The following is a 24,666-nucleotide window of genomic DNA, read 5'->3' as shown; positions in this document are numbered from 1 at the left end:
GATTTTTTTATGTTTATTTTAGCCACGAATTGCACGAATTTACACGAATTGATTAGTGTCAATTCGTGTAATTTGTTGCTTTAAATGAATTTTTATAGCAATCCTACGCTATTAAAAAAACTTTCGTGATAAATGTTAAAGTGTTACAATTGAAAAATGTATTTTTGTTGCAATGGAATTTTCTTCAAAATTATTGGAAAAAGCGGTGAACGAAATGGCACAATTACCGGGAATAGGTAAGCGTACAGCCCTTCGTTTGGTATTGCATTTGCTGAAACAACCCAAGGAACAAACCCAATTTTTGGCAGAATCACTTCAAACCATGCGAAATGAGGTGCAGTACTGCAAAAGTTGTCATAATATTTCTGATGTTGAACTTTGTGAAATCTGTTGCAATGAAAAACGGAATCACCAGATTGTTTGCGTAGTAGAGGATATTCGTGATGTGATGGCCATTGAAAATACAGGGCAATTTAAAGGTATTTATCATGTATTGGGCGGAAAAATTTCGCCGATTGATGGAGTAGGACCAAGCCAGTTGAATATTGTCACCTTGGTTGAGAAAGTGAGTTCAGGAAGAGTGGCTGAAGTTATCTTTGCGTTAAGTTCTACGATGGAAGGCGATACTACTAATTTTTATATTTTCAGGCAAATCCAACAGTATGAAGTGAAGACCTCTACCATTGCAAGAGGAATTTCAGTGGGAGACGAATTGGAGTATGCAGACGAAATAACGTTAGGAAGAAGTATCTTGAATCGCATTCCATTTGAAAACACGATGAAAAGCAGTTAATAATTGATTGTCTTATTTTTATATTCTAAAGGAAAAACTATATTTGTTGGCAAAAAAAAATTAAAATGAATAAAACGTATTTACTATACTTGTTTTCACTTTTTCTCCTGACGGTATCGTGTGTGCCTACCAAAGATTTAAAGTATTTGCAAAACACAGAAGATCAAAATGATACGTTGGTCATGAGTGAACTTGTCAAGAAACCTTACCGTATTCAAAGTAACGATATCTTAGTTGTTAATATAAAAACCATCGATGCTACCTTAACAGAAATGTTTAAAGTTTCCGAAGGGAATCGTAATATAGTAAACGAACAGACTCTGTTTTTCGACGGTTTTAATGTTGATGATCATGGAAATATTCGGATACCGGTACTGGGTCAAGTAAAAGTTTTAGGGAATACAACAGAAGAAATCCGTATTGAGATAGAAAAACGATTACTAGAAGAGTATTTTAACGCAGAGGCCGATTTGTTTGTTACAGTAAAATTAGCAGGAATTCGTTACACCATTAATGGTGAAGTTAGAAATCCGGGAACCAATATAATTTATAACGAAAGAGCAACCATCATGGATGCCATTTCAAATTCAGGCGATATCACCATGACCGGTGACCGAAAGAATGTTCTTATCATCAGACAATACCCACATGGGGTTGAAATGCACACCATCAACCTACTGGATAGAAAGGCTTTGGAGTCTCCTTATTACTACATGCAACCCAATGATTTTATACTGATTAATCCGTTAAAACAAAAATCTTGGGGAACAGGAACTACCGGTATTCAAACGTTGACCACCATTATTTCGGCCTTGTCATTGGTTACCTCTATCATTGTTTTATCACGCTTATAATTTAAAAACATGCTCGAGTCTAAAGATTTTACACTTTTTGAAAACCAAATTAAGTTTGATATAAAGGGCTTTATTATAAAGCTAGCCGGTTACTGGAAATGGTTTATCATGAGCTGGATCGTTGCTTTTCTTATTGCCTATAATGTGAATATTCGAAAAGAAAAAATCTATGAATTAGATACCATCATCTCTATTAAAGAGGAGAGTAATCCCTTTTTTACCTCCAACACTAGTTTGGTCTTTAATTGGGGAGGCACATCCGATCAGGTTCAAAGTTTAGCATCCACCTTAAAATCAAGGTCTCACAATGAGGTGGTTGTGGATAAATTGGACTTTTATCTTGATTATCTCAAAAAAGGAGACTATTACCTGATGGATGTTTATGGTTCTGTGCCCTTTAAAGTGATTATAGATAAAAACGAGCCTCAGTTATTAAAGACTTTAATTGGTATTAAGTTTGTATCTGAAACCGCCTACGAAGTAAGCGTAATCTTTGAAGAGGAACAAGCGGAAACTTTTTTATACGGCACAAATTCTTCTACCCGCAAGGGAGTAAGTAGTGGAACATTTACAAAACGTTTTAATTTTAACCAACCTATTCACTTACCTTTTTTGAATATAAAGTTAGAAAAGGCAGATTTTATTGGCAATTACATTGGTCAAGAATATTTTATAAAGTTTAATAAATTTGACGAAACAGTTACCAAATATAGAAGTATAAAAACTACGATTGATAAAAATGCACAATCTATTATCAAATTAAGTTTAGAGGGAACGAATAAAAATCGATTGGTGGTTTTTTTGAATGAAACCGTTAAAACCATCGTTAAAAATCAGTTGGATCGTAAAAATCAATTTGCGACCAACACTATTGCTTTTATCGACAGTACTTTACTAGCAATGGAAGACAAATTAAAAGACAATGAAAACGAGTTAAAGAACTTCTCGAAAAATAAAAATTATTATCAAATTAACACGGGAGGAAGTCAAATTTCGGCTAAAATTTTAGCCTATGAAGTAGAAAAAGACGGTATCAACCGAAAAATTGCCTATTATAAATCTTTACAAAATTATTTAGTTAATAGTGTAGATTTTTCCAAACTACCTGCACCTTCTGTTGCCGGTATTGATGACCCTAATATCGCACAAAATGTTTCCAAAATCATTAATTTATCAACAGAACGAGCTCAAAAACCTTATTTGGTAAAAAACCAAAAAATGTTTAAGGATTTTGACGTGCAAATGGACGCGTTAAAAAGTGTGTTGTTGGAAAATATAAAATCGGCAAAATCCTCTTTAGAGTACGATTTATCTCTTGTTAATACGAAATTAAATCAAGCCGAATCAGAAATCAGTCAGTTGCCTGTAGATGAGCAGGAAATTTTAAAAATTTCCAGGAAATATGACTTAAACAATACTATTTTTACCAGCTTCTTGAGTAAACGTAATGAGGCAAATATTGTAAAAGCAGCCAATTTAGCGGATGTTCATTTTATTGATCCAGCCAAAGATATTGGTGCGGGACAAATTGGTCCAAACACCAAGGTTAATTATGTACTAGCTTTTTTTCTCGGTCTTTTTATTCCTTTGATAGCTGTGTTTGTTATTTTCTTTTTGGAAAATACGGTGTTGAATGCGGAAGATATCAGTAAGTTAACGACTATTCCTATTATCGGAATTATCGGGATGAAGCAAACAAAATCGAATTTAGCGGTCTTTGAAAAGCAAAAGTCTTCGCTCTCTGAGTCGTTTAGGGCCATTCGTTCCTCTCTTCAATTCATGTATAAAAAGCAGAAAATAGAGGGTTCTAAAACATTGATGTTGACTTCTTCCATTAGTGGCGAAGGAAAAACATTCTGTTCGATTAATATTGCCACTGTTTTTGCCTTAAGTGAGAAAAAAACAGTGATTGTTGGTTTGGATTTACGGAAGCCTAAAATATTTGATGATTTTAATATTAAAAATGATATTGGTGTTGTTAATCATTTAGTAGGTCAAAAAACGTTAGATGAGGTAATTCAACACACACATATACCCTTTTTAGATGTTATAACCTCTGGTCCGGTTCCTCCCAATCCATCTGAATTATTGATTGGTGAATCGATGGATCAATTGATGATTAACCTTAAAGAGCGTTATGATTACATCATTTTAGATACGCCTCCTGTTGGATTGGTTGCCGATGCTATTGAGTTGGCTCCTTATGCTGACGTAACTTTATACATTGTTCGTCAAAATTACACCAAAAAGGAGATGATTAATTTATTGAATAACAGGGTGCAACGGGAAGAATTGAAAAATGTAAGTATTGTTTTTAATGGTTTTGAAAACAGAGCGAAGTATGGAACCGGTTATGGCTACGGGTATGGCTACGGGTATGGCTACAGCTATATTTATGGGAATTATACCAATGCCTATGGTGAAGATGAAAAACCTAAAACACTTGTTGGTAAAGTAAGAAAATATTTTAAAAAATAATGAATCAATCTAAAGATAAATATACTGTTTTAGTAACGGGTGGAGCTGGTTTTATTGGTTCTAATTTGTGTGAATATTTTTTAGGTATTGGACACAAAGTGGTTTGTTTGGACAATTTTGCCACCGGGCATCGTCACAACATCACTCCTTTTTTGGTAAATCCGAATTTTACTTTTATTGAGGGGGATATTCGCGATTTATCTACTTGTCAAAAGGCGGTGGATGGGGTTGATTATGTTTTGCATCAAGCGGCACTAGGTTCGGTGCCACGTTCTATTCAGGATCCGATTACTTCTAACGATGTAAATGTTTCCGGGTTTTTAAATATGCTTGTTGCCGCACGAGATGCCGGGGTTAAACGTTTTGTTTACGCCGCAAGTTCTTCCACGTATGGTGATTCTGCTGCGTTGCCAAAAGTGGAAGATGTTATTGGTAAACCTTTGTCTCCTTATGCGGTTACTAAATATGTGAATGAATTGTATGCCGAAATCTTTAGCCGAACGTATGGAATGGAAACGATTGGACTTCGTTATTTTAATGTGTTTGGAAAACGACAAGACCCGAATGGGGCTTATGCTGCGGTGATACCCAAATTTGTGATGCAGTTGATGCAACACGAAAGTCCGGTGATTAACGGTGATGGTTTGTTTTCAAGGGATTTTACGTATATTGACAATGTGGTTCAAATTAATGAATTGGCCTTGTTGACTACTCATCCAAAAGCGGTGAATACGGTGTATAATACGGCTTTTGGTGATCGTACTACGTTGAATCAGATGGTGCATTTGTTGCGGGACTATTTAGCGGTATACGATCCGATGATTGCTGACGTCCCTATTGTTTATGGGCCGCCCCGAGTGGGTGATATACCGCATTCCTTGGCCAGTGTGGAAAAAGCGAACCGTTTGTTAGGTTACCAACCAACGTTTTCTTTTGCCGATGGATTAAAAGAGGCGGTTGATTGGTATTGGAACAATTTAAAGTAGAAAAGATAAATTTATATAGCATGAAAATTACAAAAATTTGTTGCATTGGTGCCGGTTATGTAGGAGGTCCTACGATGGCTGTCATTGCTCAAAAGTGTCCGCATATACAAGTTACTGTAGTTGATTTAAATGAACAACGCATTGCTTTATGGAACGACCCGAATGTGGATAATATCCCTATTTATGAACCCGGTTTGAGTGAGGTTGTGGCCGAAGCACGTGGTAGAAATTTATTTTTCTCTACTGCTGTAGATGAAGCCATTGCAGAAGCGGAAATGATTTTTATTTCTGTGAATACGCCCACTAAAACCTATGGTTCCGGAAAAGGGTTGGCGGCCGATTTAAAATACATTGAATTGTGTGCCCGTCAAATTGCCCGTGTTTCTACAACGGATAAAATTGTAGTTGAAAAATCGACACTGCCGGTGCGAACCGCCGAGGCGATTAAGAGTATTTTGCAAAATACCGGCAATGGGGTGAAGTATCAAATTCTATCTAATCCTGAATTTTTAGCCGAAGGCACTGCGGTTGAGGATTTGTTTAGCCCGGATCGCGTTTTGATTGGTGGCGAAACTACTCCGGAAGGTGAAAAAGCTATTCAGGCTTTGGTAGACATTTACGCGAATTGGGTACCCAAAGAGCGCATTTTAACCACTAATGTTTGGTCTTCTGAGCTATCTAAATTGGTTGCTAATGCTTTTTTAGCCCAACGGGTTTCTTCGATTAATTCTATTTCTGAGTTGTGTGAAAAAACCGGTGCCGACGTGAATGAAGTTGCCAGAGCGATCGGTATGGATAGCCGAATTGGTCCGAAGTTCTTAAAATCATCGGTTGGTTTTGGTGGTTCTTGTTTTCAAAAAGATATTTTGAATTTGGTTTATATTGCCAAATCATACGGCCTTCACGAAGTAGCTGATTATTGGGAGCAAGTAATTATTATGAATGACCATCAAAAAACTCGGTTTGCCAAGAATATTGTTTGTACACTTTATAATACGGTTGCCGATAAGAAAATTGCCTTTTTGGGCTGGGCCTTTAAAAAAGACACCAACGATACGCGGGAATCTGCGGCTATTTACGTGGCGAACGATTTGCTTTTTGAACAAGCAAAATTGGCCGTGTATGATCCCAAAGTAGAACACACACAAATTATTTCTGATTTAAATTATTTACAAACCCGTCCTTCTCAAGAAAATGAAAAAGGGATTCAGACCTTTAACGATCCGTATGAAGCCTGCAAAGATGCTCACGCGATTGCCATTTTGACCGAATGGGATGAATTTAAAGGTTATGATTGGGAAAAAATTTATGCCCACATGAACAAACCCGCTTTTATTTTTGACGGCAGAAATTTATTAGACAAAGAAAAGTTAACCCGAATTGGCTTTAAATACCAAACCATCGGATCATAAAAGAGAAACTATGCGTATTAAAATAGGAGTAATTGGATTGGGTTATGTTGGACTTCCCTTGGCAAGGTTATTTGCTACTAAGTACTCTGTGGTTGGATTTGATATTAACCAAACACGGGTGGATGATTTGAATCAAGGGATAGATCATACGCTTGAGGTGGACAGTGCTATGTTGAAAGCAGTACTTAGCAACGAACCCTTGACAGAAAATGGTTTATTTTGTTCTACTGCTATCGATTCTATCAAAGATTGTAATTATTATGTGGTTACGGTTCCTACTCCGGTAGACCGAAATAATCGACCTGATTTAACGCCTTTGTATAAGTCCAGCGAAACGGTTGCGAAAGTGTTGAAAAAAGGCGACATCGTTATTTATGAATCTACCGTTTATCCGGGGGTGACCGAAGAGGAGTGTGTTCCTGTTTTGGAGAAAATAAGCGGACTGAAATTTAACGAAGATTTTTTTGCCGGTTATTCTCCGGAACGAATCAATCCGGGAGATAAAGAACATACCGTAGATAAAATATTAAAAGTAACAGCCGGTTCTACGCCAGAAATAGGGATTAAAGTAAATGAATTATACCAATCGGTTATTACTGCCGGGACGCATTTAGCTCCCACTATCAAAGTAGCCGAGGCAGCCAAAGTAATCGAAAATTCGCAACGCGATATCAATATTGCTTTTGTGAATGAATTGGCTAAAATCTTCAATATATTAAATATTGACACCCAAGCGGTGTTGGAAGCGGCCGGTACTAAATGGAATTTTCTTCCTTTTAAACCGGGGTTAGTGGGCGGTCATTGTATTGGGGTTGACCCTTATTATTTGGCTCAAAAAGCACAAGAAGCGGGTTATCATCCGGAGATTATCTTAGCCGGACGACGCATGAACGACAGCATGGGTGATTATGTGGCTTCTCAGGTTGTCAAACTAATGATCAAAAAGAATATCACCGTAAACAAAGCAAAATTATTAATGCTTGGCATTACGTTTAAAGAAAATTGTCCCGATGTGCGTAACACCAAAATTGTTGATGTTATTAGAGCTTTGGCTGATTATGGTATAGCTGTTTCTATTTATGATCCCTGGGCTAATCCGGCTGAAGTAAAACACGAATATAATTTAATAACGTCGACAGAACTGAAGGACGAGAAATACGACGGTGTTGTTTTAGGTGTTGCCCATAATGAATTTCTTTCGCTGGATTTTGATAAATTGAAAAAAGAAAAAGCGATTGTGTATGATGTAAAAGGAATTTTAACAACACAAGCAGACGGAAAATTATAATATGAAAAAAATTCTAATCACCGGAGGAGCCGGTTTTATTGGTTCGCACGTTGTCAGACGATTTGTAACTCAGTATCCAACTTATGAAATCTATAATTTGGACGCACTTACTTATGCCGGGAATTTAGAAAATATATCGGATATCGAGCATTTACCTAATTATACCTTTATAAAAGGCGATATCACGGACGTTGATTTTATCAATGCACTTTTTCAACAACATCAATTTGAGGGTGTCGTCCATTTGGCTGCCGAATCGCATGTTGATCGTTCTATCACCGATCCGTTATCCTTTGTTAAAACAAATGTTTTTGGCACGATGAATTTACTGAATGCCGCCAAAACCATTTGGAAGGACCATTTGGAAGGCAAACGGTTTTATCACATTTCTACCGATGAAGTTTATGGCTCGTTAGGAGCAACGGGTTTGTTTACCGAGACTACGCCCTATGATCCCAATTCTCCCTATTCGGCTTCCAAAGCGAGTTCAGATCACTTTGTCCGTGCTTATGGCGAAACGTATGGTTTGCCTTATGTGATTACGAATTGTTCTAATAATTATGGGCCAAATCATTTTCCCGAAAAGCTTATTCCGTTATTCATCCATAATATTATCAACCATAAGCCTTTGCCTGTTTATGGCGATGGAAAATATACCCGGGATTGGTTGTATGTGATCGATCATGCTATTGCGATTGATTTGGTTTTTCACCAAGGTAAAAATCATGAAACCTATAATATTGGTGGTTTTAACGAATGGCAGAACATTGATTTGGTTCAATTGCTTTGCCAAAAAATGGATGAAAAGTTAGGTCGTTCCGCCGGAACCTCGGTACAATTGATTTCTTATGTGAAAGACAGACCCGGGCACGATTTGCGGTATGCGATTGATGCCTCTAAAATACAAAACGAACTCGGATGGGAACCTTCCGTTACCTTTGAAGAAGGTTTAGAACAAACCATCGATTGGTATTTGAGTAATGAAAAGTGGCTGCAACACGTCACTTCAGGTGAATACCAACAGTATTACCAGAAACAATATTCTTAAACAGGAAAAATGAAGCTATTAGTTACAGGAGCAGCCGGTTTTATCGGGTACCACTTATGCGAGCAGTATCTCGCCAAAGGGTACAATGTAGTTGGGTTGGACAACCTCAATGACTATTATGATGTTACTTTAAAGTTTGGCCGTTTAGCTCAGTTAGGCTTTGATCAAACGGCTATTAAACCAAGTGAATTGATTGTGAGTTCCATTCATGGAAATAGCTGTCAATTCATCCAACTAAGCCTGGAAGATAAAGAAGGGGTAGACCATCTTTTTGCCACTGAGCAATTTGATTTAGTTTGCAATTTGGCCGCTCAAGCCGGGGTGCGATTTAGTTTAGAACAACCTTTTCAATATGTTGATAGCAATATCACCGGATTTTTATCTATTCTGGAAAGTTGTCGGAATCATGGCGTTAAAAAATTAATCTATGCCAGTAGTTCCAGTGTTTATGGCTTGAATGAAAAAATACCTTTTTCGGTGTATGACCATGTAGATCATCCCATTAGTTTATACGCTGCCACTAAAAAAGCCAATGAATTAATGGCTCATACCTATAGTCATTTATTCGGTATTCAGACTGTTGGTTTGCGTTTCTTTACCGTTTATGGGCCTTGGGGCCGACCGGATATGGCGATGTTTTTGTTTACCGATGCTATTTTAAATGACCGTCCGATTCAAGTGTTTAACGGCGGCAATCTTTCCCGTGATTTTACTTATATTGATGATATCGTTGGCGGTATTGTCAATATCACGAATGGTTTTGAAAAAAACACCATTTCAAAACCCTATAGTTTATATAATATCGGAAACAGTAAACCGGTCAAACTACTTGATTTTATAGAAGCTATCGAAGAAGCAACCGGTAAAAAAGCCATCAAAGAAATGTTGCCGATGCAACCCGGAGATGTAGAACGGACTTGGGCTGATGTGGACGATTTGATTGAAGATTTTGATTATACACCCAACACCCCTGTTGATCAGGGAGTAAAAGCTTTTGTAGCTTGGTACAAGGAATATTATTCAAAATAGAAAAATGGTAAAAGTCTCCGTCATCATACCTGTTTATAATGCCGAAAAGCACCTTACCGCTTGTATCGACTCCCTTTTACGTCAAACCCTTCCTGAGCTTGAGTTTATTTTTGTCAATGATGGTTCCCGGGATACAAGTTCACAGATAATAGCCTCTTATCAAGCCACTGATTCGCGGATTATCCTTGTTAATCAGGATAATCAAGGCGTGAGTGTTGCCCGAAATAACGGAATTGCGCTAGCTCAAGGTAATTATATCGGTTTTGTGGATGCTGATGATACTATAGCTCCTGATTTTTTTGAACAACTTTATACCTTAGCCGTTCAACATCATGTTGATATTGTTGTTTCAAATTTTAAGCGAGAGCAAGGTGGTCACATTATACACGTTAAGTCATCTGTTCCTGCTGAAAAAGTATTGGATAAAAGTTATATAAATGCTGTTTTGCTACCTACTTTTATTCAAAACAGTTCTTTAAATACATGCTGGAATAAATTTTATAAAAAAAAATTACTTCACCACTATGCCATTACATTTCCAGTTGGTGTTGCACTAGGTGAGGATGGTATTTTTAATATTCTTGCATTTAACAACGCCCAAAATGTTTATTTTACGAATTATAGTGGCTACCTTTACAAAGAAGTTGATGGGAGTGCTACACGTGATTTATCCAAAAAAGACTATTTTAATCGTGCCTTGGAAGTTTATGATTTTGATTATGAAACGATTTTAAATACCACTTATCATCGTGAGCGACTTGAAGAATGGCGTTCGATTCGTTTAGTTGAGAATGTACTTTCTTATATCAATATTTATCTGGAACCTAATCCATCGATTTCTTTGAAGTACGGAATGCGGTATGTCAAAAAGATGATTACCCATTCCACCGTACAAAATTCCATTCTCAACTATGAAAAATTACTGCTTCAACATAAATCAAGTTACCAACAGTTTCTTTTGAAGAGCATCAAAAATAAAAGCGTAATCGCACTATTATTAGCTGTTCGATATAGTGCTTTTAGAAATAAAAAATAAAAACTATGAAAATTCTACTATTTTTCCACGGAGGAAGTAAAAACAGAGGATGTGAAGCTATTGTTCGATCGGGTATTCCCATCATCAAAAAGTATATTCCCAATGCCGAAATCAGTTTGCTGTCTCAAGATTTTGAGTCAGACAAAAATATGCCCGGCCTTACAAATTTATTTGACGATAGCCGAGTGGAAATCAAAAAATATAGCTTAGAATGGTTTGTTAGTTTGCTTAATGTAAAGTTGTTTGGCAATGAAAATTATGCGATTCGAATTATTTACCAAAAGATTTTTAAACATATCCCTACCCATGACGTATTTTTATCCATCGGAGGAGATAATTATTGTTATGGTGAGCAACCTTGGTTGTATGAAGTGGACAGACAAGTTAAAAAAGCCGGTAAAAAATTAATTCTTTGGGGAGCTTCTATTGGTAGTGAAGATTTATCACCTGCTAAAGTAACCGATTTAAAATCGTTTGATTTATTGCTCGTTCGAGAGACATTGACATATCAAAACCTTATTGAAAAAGGCATCCAAAACGTAAAACTGTGTGCCGATGGTGCTTTTACGATGGAGAAAGAAGAGCTTCCTTTACCGGAAGGTTGGCAAGAAGGTAATACACTTGGGTTTAATTACAGTCCGTTAGTGTATAAACGAAATAAAGCGTCTAAAGAAGCTTCTATCCAATTGATTCAACATATTTTGGATACCACTACTATGACTGTAGCTCTAACGCCTCACGTTATGATTAACGGGAATAACGATAATGAAATTTTACAAGAATTTTACCATCATTTCAAATCTACAAACCGGGTTATTTTGTTGCCGGACCATTTGAATGCGATTCAATACAAAGGCTATATTGCCCGAATGCGATTTTTTATTGGGGCAAGAACACACGCCACCATTGCCGCTTATTCTAATCATGTGCCTACCATGGTATTGGGTTATAGTGTAAAATCAAAAGGAATTGCGAGAGATATTTTCGGAGCAGAGCGATTGGTTTTAGGCATTACCGAAATAGCTGATACTCAAAAATTAATTCAGAAGTTTGAAGAGTTACAACGCGATGAGTTAGAGCTCCGTGAATTGTTAACTAAAAAAATACCTGAAATTAAAGCGATGTCTTACAAAGCTGGTGAATATTTAGCCGAAATACTTTAACATGAAAAAAAAATTGCTGTTTGTCATTCCTTCTTTGGATGCCGGTGGCGGGGAAAAAGGCCTCGTTAATCTGCTCAATACGATTGATTTTGACAGCTATGAAGTTGATCTTTTAGCTTTTCAGCCCAAAGGATTATTTTTTTCCAGTATACCGAAACAGGTTAATGTTCTCACGATTCAGGGTAATTATGCTGATTTTACCAGCGGTTTAGTGAATTCTTGCCTTACTTTTTTGAAATCAGGCAAAATAGCTTTGATTTTTCATCGCATCGTCTATTCACTTAAAAATAAATTGATTAGCAACACCGGTTTTGCAGAACAATCTTCTTGGAAAAACTTGCGAAAAGCCATTCCGATGCAAGAAAAAAACTATGATGTCGCTATCGGGTTTATGGAAAAATCTTGCAATTATTATACTGTTGACCGTGTGAACGCTACCCAAATAATAGGCTGGATTCATACGAATTATTCCAAGTCAGGGATGCAACCCTCCTTTGATTTGCCTTACTTTTCAAGAATGGATTTTGTCGTTACGGTTTCCCACGAATGTGAATTAGATCTTCAAGTCAATTTTCCCAACTTACCACACAAATTTAAAACTATTCACAACATTGTTTCAGCTCAATTGATTCGTCAATTAGCCGCAGATAAGCCTGCTGTAGAATTGGATTGGACACTGTTTACCATTATTACCGTGGCTCGACTTAGCCATGAGAAAGGCTGCGATATGGCTGTAGAAGCCTGTCAACTTTTGGTTCAAAAAGGGCTTGACGTTCAATGGCTTTTGATTGGTGATGGCAACGAACGCCACAACTTGGCAGAAAAAGTCACCGCTTACGGTCTGCAAAATCGCTTTTTGTTTTTGGGCCTGCAAGCCAATCCCTATCCTTTTGTGAAAAATTCAACCTTTTACGTGCAACCCTCTCGTTATGAAGGCAAATCGATCGCTATTGATGAAGCAAAGATTCTTCAAAAACCCATTGTTGTTACCGACTTTTCCACTGCCAAAGACCAAATTGTTCATTTGAAAAATGGTATTATTTCGCCCATGGATCCGCAGGGTTTGGCAGAAGAAATTTTTAAACTCTATCAAAATAAATCCATTCAGAGCGATTTAGTATTAAATTTGTCACATGAACAGATCGATTCTGAACTTGAAATCGAAAAATTATACGCACTTATTCATGACTAAAACAAAGAAGAAAATACTTTTTATCATTAACAACCTTAATTGTGGCGGAGCAGAAAATGCGCTTGTTTCGCTACTACAAGTCTTTGATTATCAAAAGTATGATGTGGATTTGCTCTTGATGAAAAATGAGGGAGTGTTTTTAAAAAAATTACCCAAGGAAGTTCAATTGTTGCCGGCTCCTCAAGAGATTGCCTATTTTGATATGTCAATCAAAACAGCCCTTTTAGAAAGTTTAACCAGATTTCGGTTGGATATTGTTTTGGCTCGTTTGGTTTATTTTTTCTATGTTAAGAATGAACCGGTTCCGACAATCAAAGATCAGAAATTATGGAGAGTTTTACGTACTTGTTTACCAAAGCTTCCTCAAACTTATGATGTAGCCATCAGTTATCTCGAAAATATTCCAAATTGCTATAATGTTGATAAAGTTACTTCTACTAAAAAAATTGCTTTTATTCGAAATGACTATGCAAAATTGGGCATGGATCCTGCCTTGGATCGACCTTATTTTAAACAATTAACCGCTTTGTTAACTGTTTCCAAGTCCTGCGAAGCCATTTTGCACAAACTTTTTTCCGATTTACCTATTCATATCGGAACGATGCAAAGTGTTTTTTCATTGGAAACCATTAAGGTGATGGCAGAAGAACCGATTCAAGAGGATTTTTCAGGAATCACTATTGTTTCTGTCGGGCGATTGTATCCTCAAAAAGGATTTGATCTGGCCATAGCCGCTTGTTCTCTTTTGGTTCAAAGGGGCTATGCTCTTCGGTGGTTTATCTTGGGCGAAGGAAGTTTGCGAAACGAATTGCAACAGCAAATTAATGCTTTGCAACTTGCGGATCATTTCTTTTTAATCGGTCAAAAGGAAAACCCTTATCCCTATTTACAAAAAGCTTCGATTTATGCTCAAACCTCTCGATTTGAGGGGAAATCACGTGCTACCGAAGAAGCTAAAATTCTTCAAAAAATTATTTTAGCTACTAATTTTCCAACGGTTTCCGACCAACTGACGCATCTTGAGAATGGCTACATTGTTGATTTGAACGCTGAAGCCATTGCCGAAGGAATCATACAACTACTTGAAAATGATGAGATTGGTGTACAGCTAAAACGCAATTTAAGTACTTGTCAAATTGACAACGAGCAAGAGTTAAAAATTTTATATAATCTAATTGAAAAATAAAAAATATGTTGTTCAATTCCATTGATTTTGCCCTTTTTTTACCAATCGTTTTTATACTGTATTGGTTTGTGACTAACCGTAACTTAAAGTTGCAAAATTTATTGATTGTGGTAGCCAGTTATGTTTTTTATGGTTGGTGGGACACTCGTTTTCTGTCGTTGATACTTTTTAGCACTTTAGTTGATTATCTGGTTGGGGTAGGGCTCTTGAAGCAAGAAAACCTCACCAAGCGGAAAATTTTACTTTGGATTAGTATTGTTGTCAACCTTGGTTTTCTTGGCTTTTTTAAATATTATAATTTCTTTTTAGATAATTTTATTACTGCATTTACCTTTTTTGGAATGCCAATTAAAGCCGGTATGCTCAACATTATCCTTCCGGTTGGAATTAGTTTTTATACGTTTCAAACCTTGAGTTACTCGATTGATGTGTATCGACGAAAATTAGAACCTACTAAAGATTTTGTTGCTTTTGCTGCTTTTGTGAGTTTCTTTCCCCAGTTAGTTGCCGGTCCTATCGAACGAGCGACTCATTTATTACCTCAATTTTATAAAAAAAGAGTGTTTAATTCTACGCTTGCCGTTGATGGTTTGCGTCAAATTTTATGGGGATTATTCAAAAAAATTGTTATTGCCGACAATTGTGCTGAATATGCCAATATGATTTTTAACAATTCCGATTCCCATTCCGGAAGTACCTTGGTGTTGGGAGCGTTGTTTTTTACGTTCCAAATCTATGGTGATTTTTCGGGTTATTCTGATATTGCTATTGGTACCTCGCGTTTGTTTGGATTTGATTTGATGCGCAATTTTGCTTTTCCTTATTTTTCCAGGGATATAGCCGAATTTTGGCGTCGCTGGCATATTTCTCTTTCCACCTGGTTTAGGGATTATCTTTATATTCCGTTGGGTGGCAGTCAGGGTGGCATGAACATGAAAATCAGAAATACATTTATTATCTTTATCGTGAGCGGTTTTTGGCACGGAGCCAATTGGACTTTTATTGTTTGGGGATTTTTGAATGCGTTGTATTTTTTACCTTTATTACTTGCCAATAAAAACAGACACAATCTTGAAGTAGTAGCAATTGGCAGACTGCTGCCCTCTGCCAGGGATTTTCTGGCTATATTAACCACTTTTAGTTTAACTGTGTTTGCCTGGATTTTCTTTCGAGCAGACAACATCACGCATGCTTTTAGTTATATTAAAGGCATATTTACATCCAGTTTACTGAGTGTGCCCACGGTTCTTCCCTTTTCCCTTTTTGGTTTGTTGGCCTTTTTTATGACGGTTGAATGGATAGGAAGAGGAGAGCAATATGCTATTGAAGCAATAGCTTCGAGGTGGAAACGACCGTTGCGTTGGGGCTTTTATTACGTGATTATCTTTTTGATTTTCTTCTTTATGGGGAAAGAGCAAGAGTTTATTTATTTCCAATTTTAAAATGTATGAAAGTATTTTCATTAAAACTGATTATATTTTTTCTACCGATTGTGGTTGTTGCAGTTGGGTTGGAAATTTATTTTAGAAATGTAGAAAACGCTTTTAAAATTAAAGCTGATTTTCAACAACAAAATATAGATAAAATTGAGACGCTGGTTTTGGGAACTTCTCATAGTCAAAATGGTATAAATCCAAAATATTTTGACAACTTAACATCAAACTTGTCATTTGGTTCGCAGGATATCCAATTAGATTCTGCACTTTTCTTTAATTATATTGATAAAATGAAAAGTTTAAAGAACATAATTATTGAATTAGATTATCATCGATTAGATATCGAAAATGATAAAAATTATTTTCGACTACCTTGGTATTATATGTATCATCAAGTTCAAGTTTATCCTATAAAACTAATTAAGAAGTTTTCATTGTATTCGTCTAATATTAGTTTTTTTAATCAAAATTTAATTAATGCCCTAAAGGGAACATCTAAAAAGCAAAAAATTAATGAGTTTGGTTTTGTTGAAGAAAATTATATTGATGATTTTTTGCCTTTAAAATATGATTCCACACTCATTTTTAGGAATAGCCCAGAAAGACTAAAAAATAGACATCAAGAAGATTCAGAAACAATAAGAATTAGTAATAAAAAAAGACTCGATTTCATGATTGATTACGCAATTAAAAAGCGCTTTACAGTTTACATTGTTTCAACTCCTTTATATAAAACATATCGTGATCATAAATTGGTTTTAAAAGATAGTTATCGAAAGAAATACATCGATAGTTTGATAACCCATTCAAAAATTAGATACGTAAACCTCGAGGATTCACCTCTTTTCATCGTAAAGGATTTTAGTAATGATGATCATCTAAATGCAACCGGAGCTAAAAAATATTCCTCATTGTTAAACGAAGCAATTAATTCCAATTAAATGAAAAGTTTTCTACTAAAATGTACAGCTTTCATTGTTCTTCTACTTTTAGTATTAGTGGGAATTCGTTCTTTTATTATTCAGCAAAAGCAAAATCCCGAGCGGTATAGACTTAATACTTCCATTGAAAACATAGTATTAGGGCATTCGCAACCGGAATGTGGTTTGAACGATAGCTTACTATCTCATACCAAAAATCTCAGTCAAGGTGGTGAGGCTTATTTTTATACTTATGCCAAACTCAAGAAACTGATAGAAGTTAATCCGACTATCAGGACGGTTTACTTGTCGTTTTCCAATAATCAATTGGAGAAAAAAATGGATGATTGGACGTTTGACGACGAGTTTATCAATGATAAATATCCTGCTTATTTTTTCGCCATGGATTCGGAAGAAAAAAAAGTGTTGTGGAAAGCGAATCCAAAAGCGGTTTTGCAATCAGAGCAATTACTTTTAAAAAATAACATGGTCGATTTGGTGAAGTATAGAGGTAAAATCAGACCTGAAACTTATTGGGGTGATTACCTTTATTTGGAGCGTGAAAAAACAGATTCGTTGATTCGTGTGAATTATATTGAAACTATGGTTAAAGAAAGAGGCAAAGGTATTTCTGAAATTAATCTCACCTATTTAAAAAAAATTGTGCAATGGTGTAAAGACGAAAACATTCAATTGATATTCTACCGAACACCTGTGCACCCTATTTTGCGTTCAACGTATGATGAAAAAGCATTTGATTCCATTCGGAAAAAGCATTTTAGTACGATACCTTTTTTGGATTGTATTGATTTTCCGTTATCCAATCAGGAGTTTGGCGATTTTGATCATTTGAATTATAAAGGTGCTAGAAAATTTTCCACCTTCTTTAATCACGTAGTACAACGAAAAATTACTTCTGAAATAGAAATAAAAAAGATAATTTCATCCGAAGGTCAACCTGAGAAAAATATTTCTGAGTAGTAGATTTTCAAACCTAAACAGAAAGCCATGATTATTATTCTCCTCCTAATTGCACTTGTTATTTTAGTATTGCTTATCGACTGGATACCACAATTCACTACGTGGCAAAGTCGTATCAAAATTGGTCGGGTTACCGATACAAAACAATGGCAAGCTGCTGTTACGCAAAAATCATTACACTGGCTAAAAAAAACACCTACTATTAAATTAACGGACAATAGCCGATTGATTATCATCGATATTTTACGAGGCAATTATAAACGCGAATCCATTCAGCATTGGCAAGAAGCCGCTTTGGTTTTAGGTTTAACAGCTCAGTATGCACAAACTAAACGGGAAAACATCAAGCAGCAAATTGATGTGTATGTGAATCGAAAAATCAAACCCGATGGTCATTGGGTTCATCCCATTACCGAAAGCGATGGCGTTATATTAGGTTATGCTTTCATTCAAACACCGTGGTTAAATCACCAACAATTGAAACCGGCTTATGACCGTTTGTGGCAATTGATTCAAGAACTGAAAGGCGAACATGCTACTGTGACATACAAACGCCATACTCAAAAATTCCGTTATGTGGATACGATTGGGTTTATTTGTCCTTTTTTAATTGAATATGGTCAAAAGTTTCAAGTTCCTGAAGCGGTTGATTTGGCCATTGCTCAATTGGAAGAATTTAATGCGTATGGCATGTATCCCAACCAATTTATCCCCTGCCATACCTATGCCACCAAAACAAAACTTCCGGTAGGTCTTTTTGGATGGGGTAGAGGTTTGGGTTGGTATGCTATTGGTTTGATTGATGCATGGAAAGCTTTAGACCCATTGCACCCCAAAAAACAAGCAATGACCCAATGGGTGGAACAATTTGTCCGAATGGCTATGCAATTTCAACGGGAAAATGGTTCTTGGGGTTGGTTAGTAATGAGTGAAAATGCACAAGCTGATTCTTCCGCCACTGCTACCTTGACTTGGTTTTTAATGAATGCTTCTGCTATTTCTTCTCTTGAAATCGAATGTAAACAATCTACAGAAAAAGCAATTCGCTACCTGATGAAAGTTACCCGTAGAGATGGTGCTATCGATTTTTCGCAAGGCGACACGAAAGGAATTGGTATTCACTCTCAGGAATTTGATATTTTACCCTTTACACAAGGGTTTGCATTGCGGTGTGTTTCGCATAGTTAATAAACGACATGAAATTTAAAATCCAATAGAGTATATTTGCCTAAATTATTGAAATGTAAAGCAAAGAAAATTTTTTTCATGAAAAAAATAATTCAACTTTTATTTAGCAGATCACTATTCAAAGGCAGTAACCTTGTTTTGAATTTTTTGACAAAGGGAGAAAGAATGTCAAATTTAATTTTTTCAAATGGAAATTTTAGGTTTGAAAAACATTCCTCTGCGGTTATTAATCTAAAAAAGGGAGATTTCTACTTAAATAAGTCGATGCGTGTTAAAGAGCCTTTTGCAGGGATGTTAGAGATGAAATCGAATTCTGAAATTAATGTAGAAAATATATTTTCGATTCATTCCGGTTGTCATATTATACTGCTTGAGAATGCCAAATTGAATTTAGGTTCCGGTTATATTAATCGAAATGTGAAAATACGTTGTTATCAAGAAATTACAATAGGTGAAAATGTTGCCATTTCAGAAAATGTAACTATCTGGGATAGTGATGCTCATCGAATTATTGGAAGAGAAAGTGAAATGACCAGACCAATAAAAATAGGCAATCATGTTTGGATTGGCAATAATGTGACCATTTTAAAAGGTGTTACAATCGGTGATTCAGCAATCATAGCAGCCGGTTCAGTTGTAAATAAAGATGTTCCTGAGAAATGTTTGTATGGTGGAGTACCAGCAAAATTAATCAAGAATAATGTAGAATGGAAATAGATGAATAGTAATTCCCGCATTAGTAATTCCGTAAAAAACATTTCCCTTGGATTGCTCACCCAGGTGGTTCAAATGGTGTTGGGTTTCGTTAGTCGTACCATTTTTATTCATTATTTGGTCATTGAATATTTGGGTGTAAACGGCCTATTTACTAGTATATTAACCCTTCTTTCCTTGGCCGAATTAGGCATAACCAGTGCCATTCTTTATGCGTTGTATCAACCACTTGCCGACAAAAACGAAGCTCAAATTGCCGCCTTAATTCGTTTTTTTAAAAAGATTTATCTCATTATTGCCGGTGTGGTAGCCGGTTTAGGTTTATTGGTTTTACCTTTTCTGACACAAATAGTGGATAACCCACCACAACAACTGGCGGATGATTTACATCTAATTTATTTACTTTTTTTATTTAATACCGTTGCTTCGTATTTCTTTTACTATAAAATCAGTCTCTTTCATGCCGACCAAAAAAGCTACGTCATTGCCAAACGGAACATAGTTGTTTTTATCATTCAAAATAGCTTGCAAATTCTTTCGTTGGTTCTTTTTCAGAATTTCTTGCTCTATCTTTCTATTCAATTAATCTGTCAGTTGGGTGGAAATTTGTATTTATCACAATTGGTTAAAAAGCATTATCCTTTTTTAGAACAGTTTAAAAAAGAGGAAGTGGACGAACTTGTAAAGGCAAAAATTTTTTCTGATTTAAAATCCACAGCCATCGTCAAAGTAGGAGGATTAGTGGTAAACAATACAAGTAATATAATTTTAAACTATTTTTCCGGCCTTAAAGCTGTTGGACTCTTATCTAATTATACGTTATTAATTGGTTTAGCTTCAGGTTTAATTATGCAAGTTTTTTCAGGACTTACCGGAAGTATCGCCAACGTGAATGTGAGAGAACCCATTGAAAAAAAACGTGAAGTATTTTTTATCGTCAATTTTGCTAATTTTTGGATTTTCGGAATGGCAGCCACGATGATCATTCTGTTAATCAATGATTTTATCACCGTTTGGATTGGAAATGAATTCACACTTTCCATTCCAGTGGTCTGTGCTTTAGCCTTAAATTTCTACATGGTGGGCATGCAAAATGCGGTTTGGACATTTAAATCAACATTTGGCTTGTTTAAAGAAGGACGTTGGTTCATTTTAGGAACGGCAATCATCAATGTAATCTTATCGTTTATTTTAGGAAGTCACTACGGTTTATTCGGTATTTTAATTTCTATGGCTATCGCACGCGCAGTAACTAACGCGTGGTATGATCCGTTTGTGGTGTTTACAAAAGCATTAGAACTCAATCCGAAATTGTACTTTATCAAATACATATCCTACATCGCGATATTGTTGTTCATTTTAGGGCTACTCTTCGTGCTATTTCATTTTATTCCTTTATCAGGTTGGTTAGGGCTTATAATTAAACTATTTTTGTCGCTAGTAATTTTCAATGGAATTCTTTATATTTTTTATCGAAAGTCACTTGAGTTAAACTATATTTCAAACGTTGTGACCGGAATGATTTTTAATTTAAAATCAAAAATTAAAAAGTAATGCACCAAAATCCAAAAATTAAACTGCTTTACATTACCAATGGTATTAAAGGTCCTGCAGGGCTTGAACGGGTTTTGTCGGTCAAGGCATCTTACCTCGCTGATGAATTGGGGTATGAAGTACATATTTTAACCTTAAATAATAATGGAGCAGTTCCTTTCTACGAATTTAGTACGAATATCATCTATCATGATGTTTCCGTAAGTGGGAATCCATTTCGGTATATCAAAAGTTATCTTGGTGGGATAAAAACAGCCGTCAAGCAAATTCAACCCGACATTATTCTAGTGTGTGATGATGGTTTAAAAGGATTTTTTCTTCCTATTCTTCTCCGAAAACCATGTTCAATGTTATATGAGCGTCATGTCTCTAAAATAATTGAACTGGGAGAGGTGCCTTCTTTTTTCACCAGGGTTAAAATTGGTTTTAAGTTTTTTGTAATGAATCAATTGGCTAAAACGTTTGATCGATTTGTTGTTTTAACTGAGGATAATTTAAAAGAATGGAACGGTAAGAATGTCGTTGTCATTTCAAATCCATTGTCGTTTTATCCTGAACAATCGTCGACATTAGTCAATAAAAATGTAATAGCAGTTGGGAAGCAGGGGTATCAAAAAGGATATGACCGTTTGTTGAATTCGTGGAGAATGGTTGTTGATCAATTTCCCGATTGGACTTTAAGCATTTACGGGAGTTTTGAAGCTTCCGGTGATTTGGTCAATCAATGTAAACGTTTAAAAATAGAAAATTCGGTCTCTTTTTATGAGCCGGTTCAACATATTGAGAATAAATTTCTAGAATCTTCCATTTTTGTATTTTCGTCTCGTTTTGAAGGCTTTGGGATGGTTCTTATCGAAGCGATGGCATGTGGTGTGCCTTGTGTTTCCTATGATTGCCCGTGTGGACCCAATAGTATTATTGCAGATGGTGAGGATGGGTTTTTAGTTGAGAATGGTGATGAAAGTACTTTTGCTTTACGCATTTTAGACTTAATTAAAGACAATGATCTGCGTGTTAGGATGGGAAATAAGGCAAAAAATAATGTTAAACGCTATTTACCTCAACATATTCTAGTTCAGTGGGATACCTTATTTAAAGAATTGTCAGTATGAAAAAGATTTTATTGATTATGCCCTACGGTAGTGTAGGCGGCATGGAACGTTTGGCACTTAATTTTTATTCTAAATACAAGGAACAGGGGTTTGAAGTAAAAGCAATCAAGATTATACAACTTCCTTCTGATATTATTACTTTTAACGAGGACGAAATCGCTTTGTCTAAAGTTGATTTTAATCAGATGTCTTTTATTAGTCGCTTATTATTTTATGTAAAAATTCCTTTTGTAATTAGAAAGGTTGTAAAAAAATATGACATAACACACTCTATCTCTTTTGGCGATATGGCTAATGTTTTTAGTTCATTGAGTTTTACCAAAGAATATAAAATTGCCAGTATTCATGCCTTAAAGAGTGTTGAGTTTGTAAATAAAAATTTTTTAGCAACTGTTTTTAAATTAGCCTTTAAGACAAGTTACTACTTCTTTGATAAAGTGGTTTGTATAAGCGAGGCAATAAAAAAAGATTTGATTCAGAATTGTGGGTATGCGTTTTCTCGTAATCTAACGGTTATTTATAATCCTCATGATGTTCAAGAGATCAATCGGTTGTCGATGATTGAAATTGATTTAGAAGATGAAATGAAGCTATTTCAAAATAATAAAGTTGTTTTGTTTTTGGGGAGATTATCTTGTCAAAAAGCACCTTGGCATTTGATTAAATCTTTCAGCTTAGTTGTAGGAGAGGAAAAGAATTTAAAATTAGTTTTGATTGGAGATGGAGATGAAAATGTAACAAGCTATTTAACTCAATTAGTTGCAACCCTCGATTTGACCGAGTCAGTTGTTTTTCTGGGAAGAAAATCTAATCCCTATCACTATTTAAAATCGGCTACTGTTTTGGCATTGAGTTCCTATTATGAAGGAACACCGAATGTTATTGTTGAGGCAATTGCAACAGAAACTCCCATCGTTTCGTCAAATTGTACAGATGGAATTATGGAATTAATGAGTATTCATCAACAAGCTACTTCAAGCGATTTAATTATCACAGAAAGTGGGGTTGTAACCCCCAATTTTTTTAAAGGAAGTTTAGCGATACCTCACAATAATGATTTTACACACGAAGAAAAATTATTTGCAAAAGCTTTATCTCTTGTTTTACAAGACTCAACATTTAAAGAAAATTTAATTACTAATCAAGAGCAATTACTTTCTAAATTTGATTTAGATCGCATAGCAAGCAGCTATTTAAAACCATTGTAGGATGTAAATGGTTTTTATTAATTTATATTTTGTTAATTTGTGGGTGATAATTTTTTTAGCCATTTAAATTCTGCAGCCATTTTGATGTTACTTATTTTATCGACTTTATGGAGTATTTTATCAATTAATTTGCAAATGAACGGTATTTCAGGTTTTTATATTTATTTTCAATTTTAATGAAAAATTTTTTATTTAAAATAGTTTTGTTTTCGGCTTTATTAACTGCTGCTATCTCTTTTATATTGATAGGGTACGGTGGTAATGTTGATTATTTTTATCTTAAGTTTACAACTCCTAAGCAATCGTCTTTTATTTTAGGTGATTCGAGAAGTATGCAGGGCATACAGCCGCGAGTAATTAATGAGTATTTTGTAGATAATGAATTTGATTTGCCCATGTTTAATTATAGTTTTACAATCACGCAAGCTGCCTACGGACCACCCTACACACAAAGTGTGAAAAACAAACTGCTGAGTACAACAAAAAATGGATTATTTATTTTAAGTGTTCACCCGTGGCTTTTTGCTCAGAGAGAAGCGGATAATTTCGATCGGAATATATTTGCAGAGGAAAATACACCACCTCATAACATGAGATTTGTTACTATGAATCCTAATTTCGAATATTTGTTCAAGAATTTTCACTATTTCCATTTCAAAGCAATCATCAAAAAAAATTCTGAACTCCATAAAGATGGTTGGTTGGAAGAAAAGAATTTACCTAAGGATACTTTAACCTTGAATAAATGGAAAAAAAATCAAATAGATATCTACAATGGTTTTGCTAATCGCTGGAAAAAATGTTCTTTTAGGATGGAAGAGTTTGAAAAAATGATTGTTTTTTTACAAAATCACGGAAAAGTTGTACTTGTCCGAATGCCAATTGATCAGGAATTGTTGGATATTGAGCAAAATTTTTGGGTTGGTTTTGATGACGATATTAAAGCTCTTTCAACAAAAAGAAATGTTAGTTTTATTGATTTTTCAAAAAATAATATTTACCAAACCTATGACGGAAACCATATTGATAAATTTGGAGGAGTTAGTTTTACAAAAGCATTATGCGATTCAATAAAAAAATCACTTTAA

21 protein-coding genes are annotated in these 24,666 nt (G+C 35.4%); all 21 read left to right on the top strand.

Going from position 1 to position 24,666, the window contains the following annotated elements; translation table 11 throughout:
• Positions 1–172: 172 nt before the first annotated feature.
• The 21 genes from recR (at position 173) to B0I10_RS01520 (ending at position 24,666) form a co-directional block, all read left to right on the top strand.
• Positions 173–793, top strand: coding sequence for a recombination mediator RecR (gene recR / locus B0I10_RS01620; protein ID WP_112084732.1), 621 nt, complete (start codon positions 173–175; stop codon positions 791–793).
• A 65-nt stretch (positions 794–858) separates the two neighbouring features.
• Positions 859–1,647 (top strand): polysaccharide biosynthesis/export family protein, encoded by a 789-nt coding sequence (locus tag B0I10_RS01615; protein WP_112084731.1) that lies wholly within the window; start codon positions 859–861, stop codon positions 1,645–1,647.
• Positions 1,648–1,656: 9 nt separating this feature from the next.
• Complete coding sequence (locus tag B0I10_RS01610) at positions 1,657–4,125, top strand: exopolysaccharide transport family protein (protein WP_112084730.1); 2,469 nt, start codon at positions 1,657–1,659, stop codon at positions 4,123–4,125.
• Positions 4,125–5,111, top strand: coding sequence for an SDR family oxidoreductase (locus B0I10_RS01605; RefSeq protein ID WP_112084729.1), 987 nt, complete (start codon positions 4,125–4,127; stop codon positions 5,109–5,111). The genes B0I10_RS01610 and B0I10_RS01605 overlap by 1 nt, the downstream gene beginning before the upstream one ends.
• Positions 5,112–5,131: 20 nt before the next feature.
• Entirely contained in the window at positions 5,132–6,523 is a 1,392-nt protein-coding gene (locus B0I10_RS01600; RefSeq protein WP_112084764.1) for a UDP-glucose 6-dehydrogenase, read from the top strand.
• 10 nt (positions 6,524–6,533) lie between these two features.
• On the top strand, positions 6,534–7,811 hold the full coding sequence (locus B0I10_RS01595) for a nucleotide sugar dehydrogenase (RefSeq protein ID WP_181456869.1): 1,278 nt from the start codon (positions 6,534–6,536) through the stop codon (positions 7,809–7,811).
• 1 nt (position 7,812) lies between these two features.
• Positions 7,813–8,859 (top strand): dTDP-glucose 4,6-dehydratase, encoded by a 1,047-nt coding sequence (gene rfbB, locus B0I10_RS01590; RefSeq protein WP_112084728.1) that lies wholly within the window; start codon positions 7,813–7,815, stop codon positions 8,857–8,859.
• A 9-nt stretch (positions 8,860–8,868) separates the two neighbouring features.
• Entirely contained in the window at positions 8,869–9,888 is a 1,020-nt protein-coding gene (locus tag B0I10_RS01585; RefSeq protein ID WP_112084727.1) for an NAD-dependent epimerase, read from the top strand.
• A gap of 4 nt (positions 9,889–9,892) precedes the next feature.
• Positions 9,893–10,924, top strand: coding sequence for a glycosyltransferase family 2 protein (locus B0I10_RS01580; RefSeq protein ID WP_112084726.1), 1,032 nt, complete (start codon positions 9,893–9,895; stop codon positions 10,922–10,924).
• Between the two features lie 5 nt (positions 10,925–10,929).
• A complete protein-coding gene (locus B0I10_RS01575) occupies positions 10,930–12,087 on the top strand; it encodes a polysaccharide pyruvyl transferase family protein (RefSeq protein WP_112084725.1) in 1,158 nt (385 codons plus the stop codon).
• A gap of 1 nt (position 12,088) precedes the next feature.
• Positions 12,089–13,279: a glycosyltransferase gene (locus B0I10_RS01570; protein ID WP_112084724.1), complete on the top strand. Its 1,191-nt coding sequence runs from the start codon at positions 12,089–12,091 to the stop codon at positions 13,277–13,279.
• Positions 13,221–14,465: a glycosyltransferase gene (locus B0I10_RS01565; RefSeq protein WP_112084723.1), complete on the top strand. Its 1,245-nt coding sequence runs from the start codon at positions 13,221–13,223 to the stop codon at positions 14,463–14,465. Before B0I10_RS01570 ends, B0I10_RS01565 begins: the two co-directional genes overlap by 59 nt.
• 5 nt (positions 14,466–14,470) lie before the next feature.
• Positions 14,471–15,907 (top strand): MBOAT family O-acyltransferase, encoded by a 1,437-nt coding sequence (locus tag B0I10_RS01560; protein WP_112084722.1) that lies wholly within the window; start codon positions 14,471–14,473, stop codon positions 15,905–15,907.
• A 5-nt stretch (positions 15,908–15,912) separates the two neighbouring features.
• Positions 15,913–16,842, top strand: coding sequence for a hypothetical protein (locus B0I10_RS01555; protein WP_112084721.1), 930 nt, complete (start codon positions 15,913–15,915; stop codon positions 16,840–16,842).
• Positions 16,843–17,802, top strand: coding sequence for a hypothetical protein (locus B0I10_RS01550; RefSeq protein ID WP_112084720.1), 960 nt, complete (start codon positions 16,843–16,845; stop codon positions 17,800–17,802).
• Positions 17,803–17,829: 27 nt separating this feature from the next.
• Entirely contained in the window at positions 17,830–18,990 is a 1,161-nt protein-coding gene (locus tag B0I10_RS01545) for a glycoside hydrolase family 88 protein (protein WP_112084719.1), read from the top strand.
• Between the two features lie 165 nt (positions 18,991–19,155).
• Positions 19,156–19,707, top strand: coding sequence for an acyltransferase (locus B0I10_RS01540; protein WP_112084762.1), 552 nt, complete (start codon positions 19,156–19,158; stop codon positions 19,705–19,707).
• Positions 19,708–21,258 carry a lipopolysaccharide biosynthesis protein gene (locus B0I10_RS01535; protein ID WP_112084718.1) on the top strand — a complete coding sequence of 517 codons (1,551 nt, stop codon included), beginning with the start codon at positions 19,708–19,710 and terminating at the stop codon, positions 21,256–21,258.
• Positions 21,258–22,370, top strand: coding sequence for a glycosyltransferase family 4 protein (locus B0I10_RS01530; protein WP_112084717.1), 1,113 nt, complete (start codon positions 21,258–21,260; stop codon positions 22,368–22,370). Before B0I10_RS01535 ends, B0I10_RS01530 begins: the two co-directional genes overlap by 1 nt.
• Entirely contained in the window at positions 22,367–23,578 is a 1,212-nt protein-coding gene (locus tag B0I10_RS01525; protein ID WP_112084716.1) for a glycosyltransferase, read from the top strand. Before B0I10_RS01530 ends, B0I10_RS01525 begins: the two co-directional genes overlap by 4 nt.
• A gap of 176 nt (positions 23,579–23,754) precedes the next feature.
• Positions 23,755–24,666: a hypothetical protein gene (locus B0I10_RS01520; RefSeq protein WP_112084715.1), complete on the top strand. Its 912-nt coding sequence runs from the start codon at positions 23,755–23,757 to the stop codon at positions 24,664–24,666.

Source organism: Flavobacterium lacus, assembly GCF_003268815.1.
Classification (GTDB): domain Bacteria; phylum Bacteroidota; class Bacteroidia; order Flavobacteriales; family Flavobacteriaceae; genus Flavobacterium; species Flavobacterium lacus.
The sequence above is the reverse complement of the archived record's forward strand: the minus strand, read 5'-3'. Positions and strand labels throughout refer to the sequence as shown.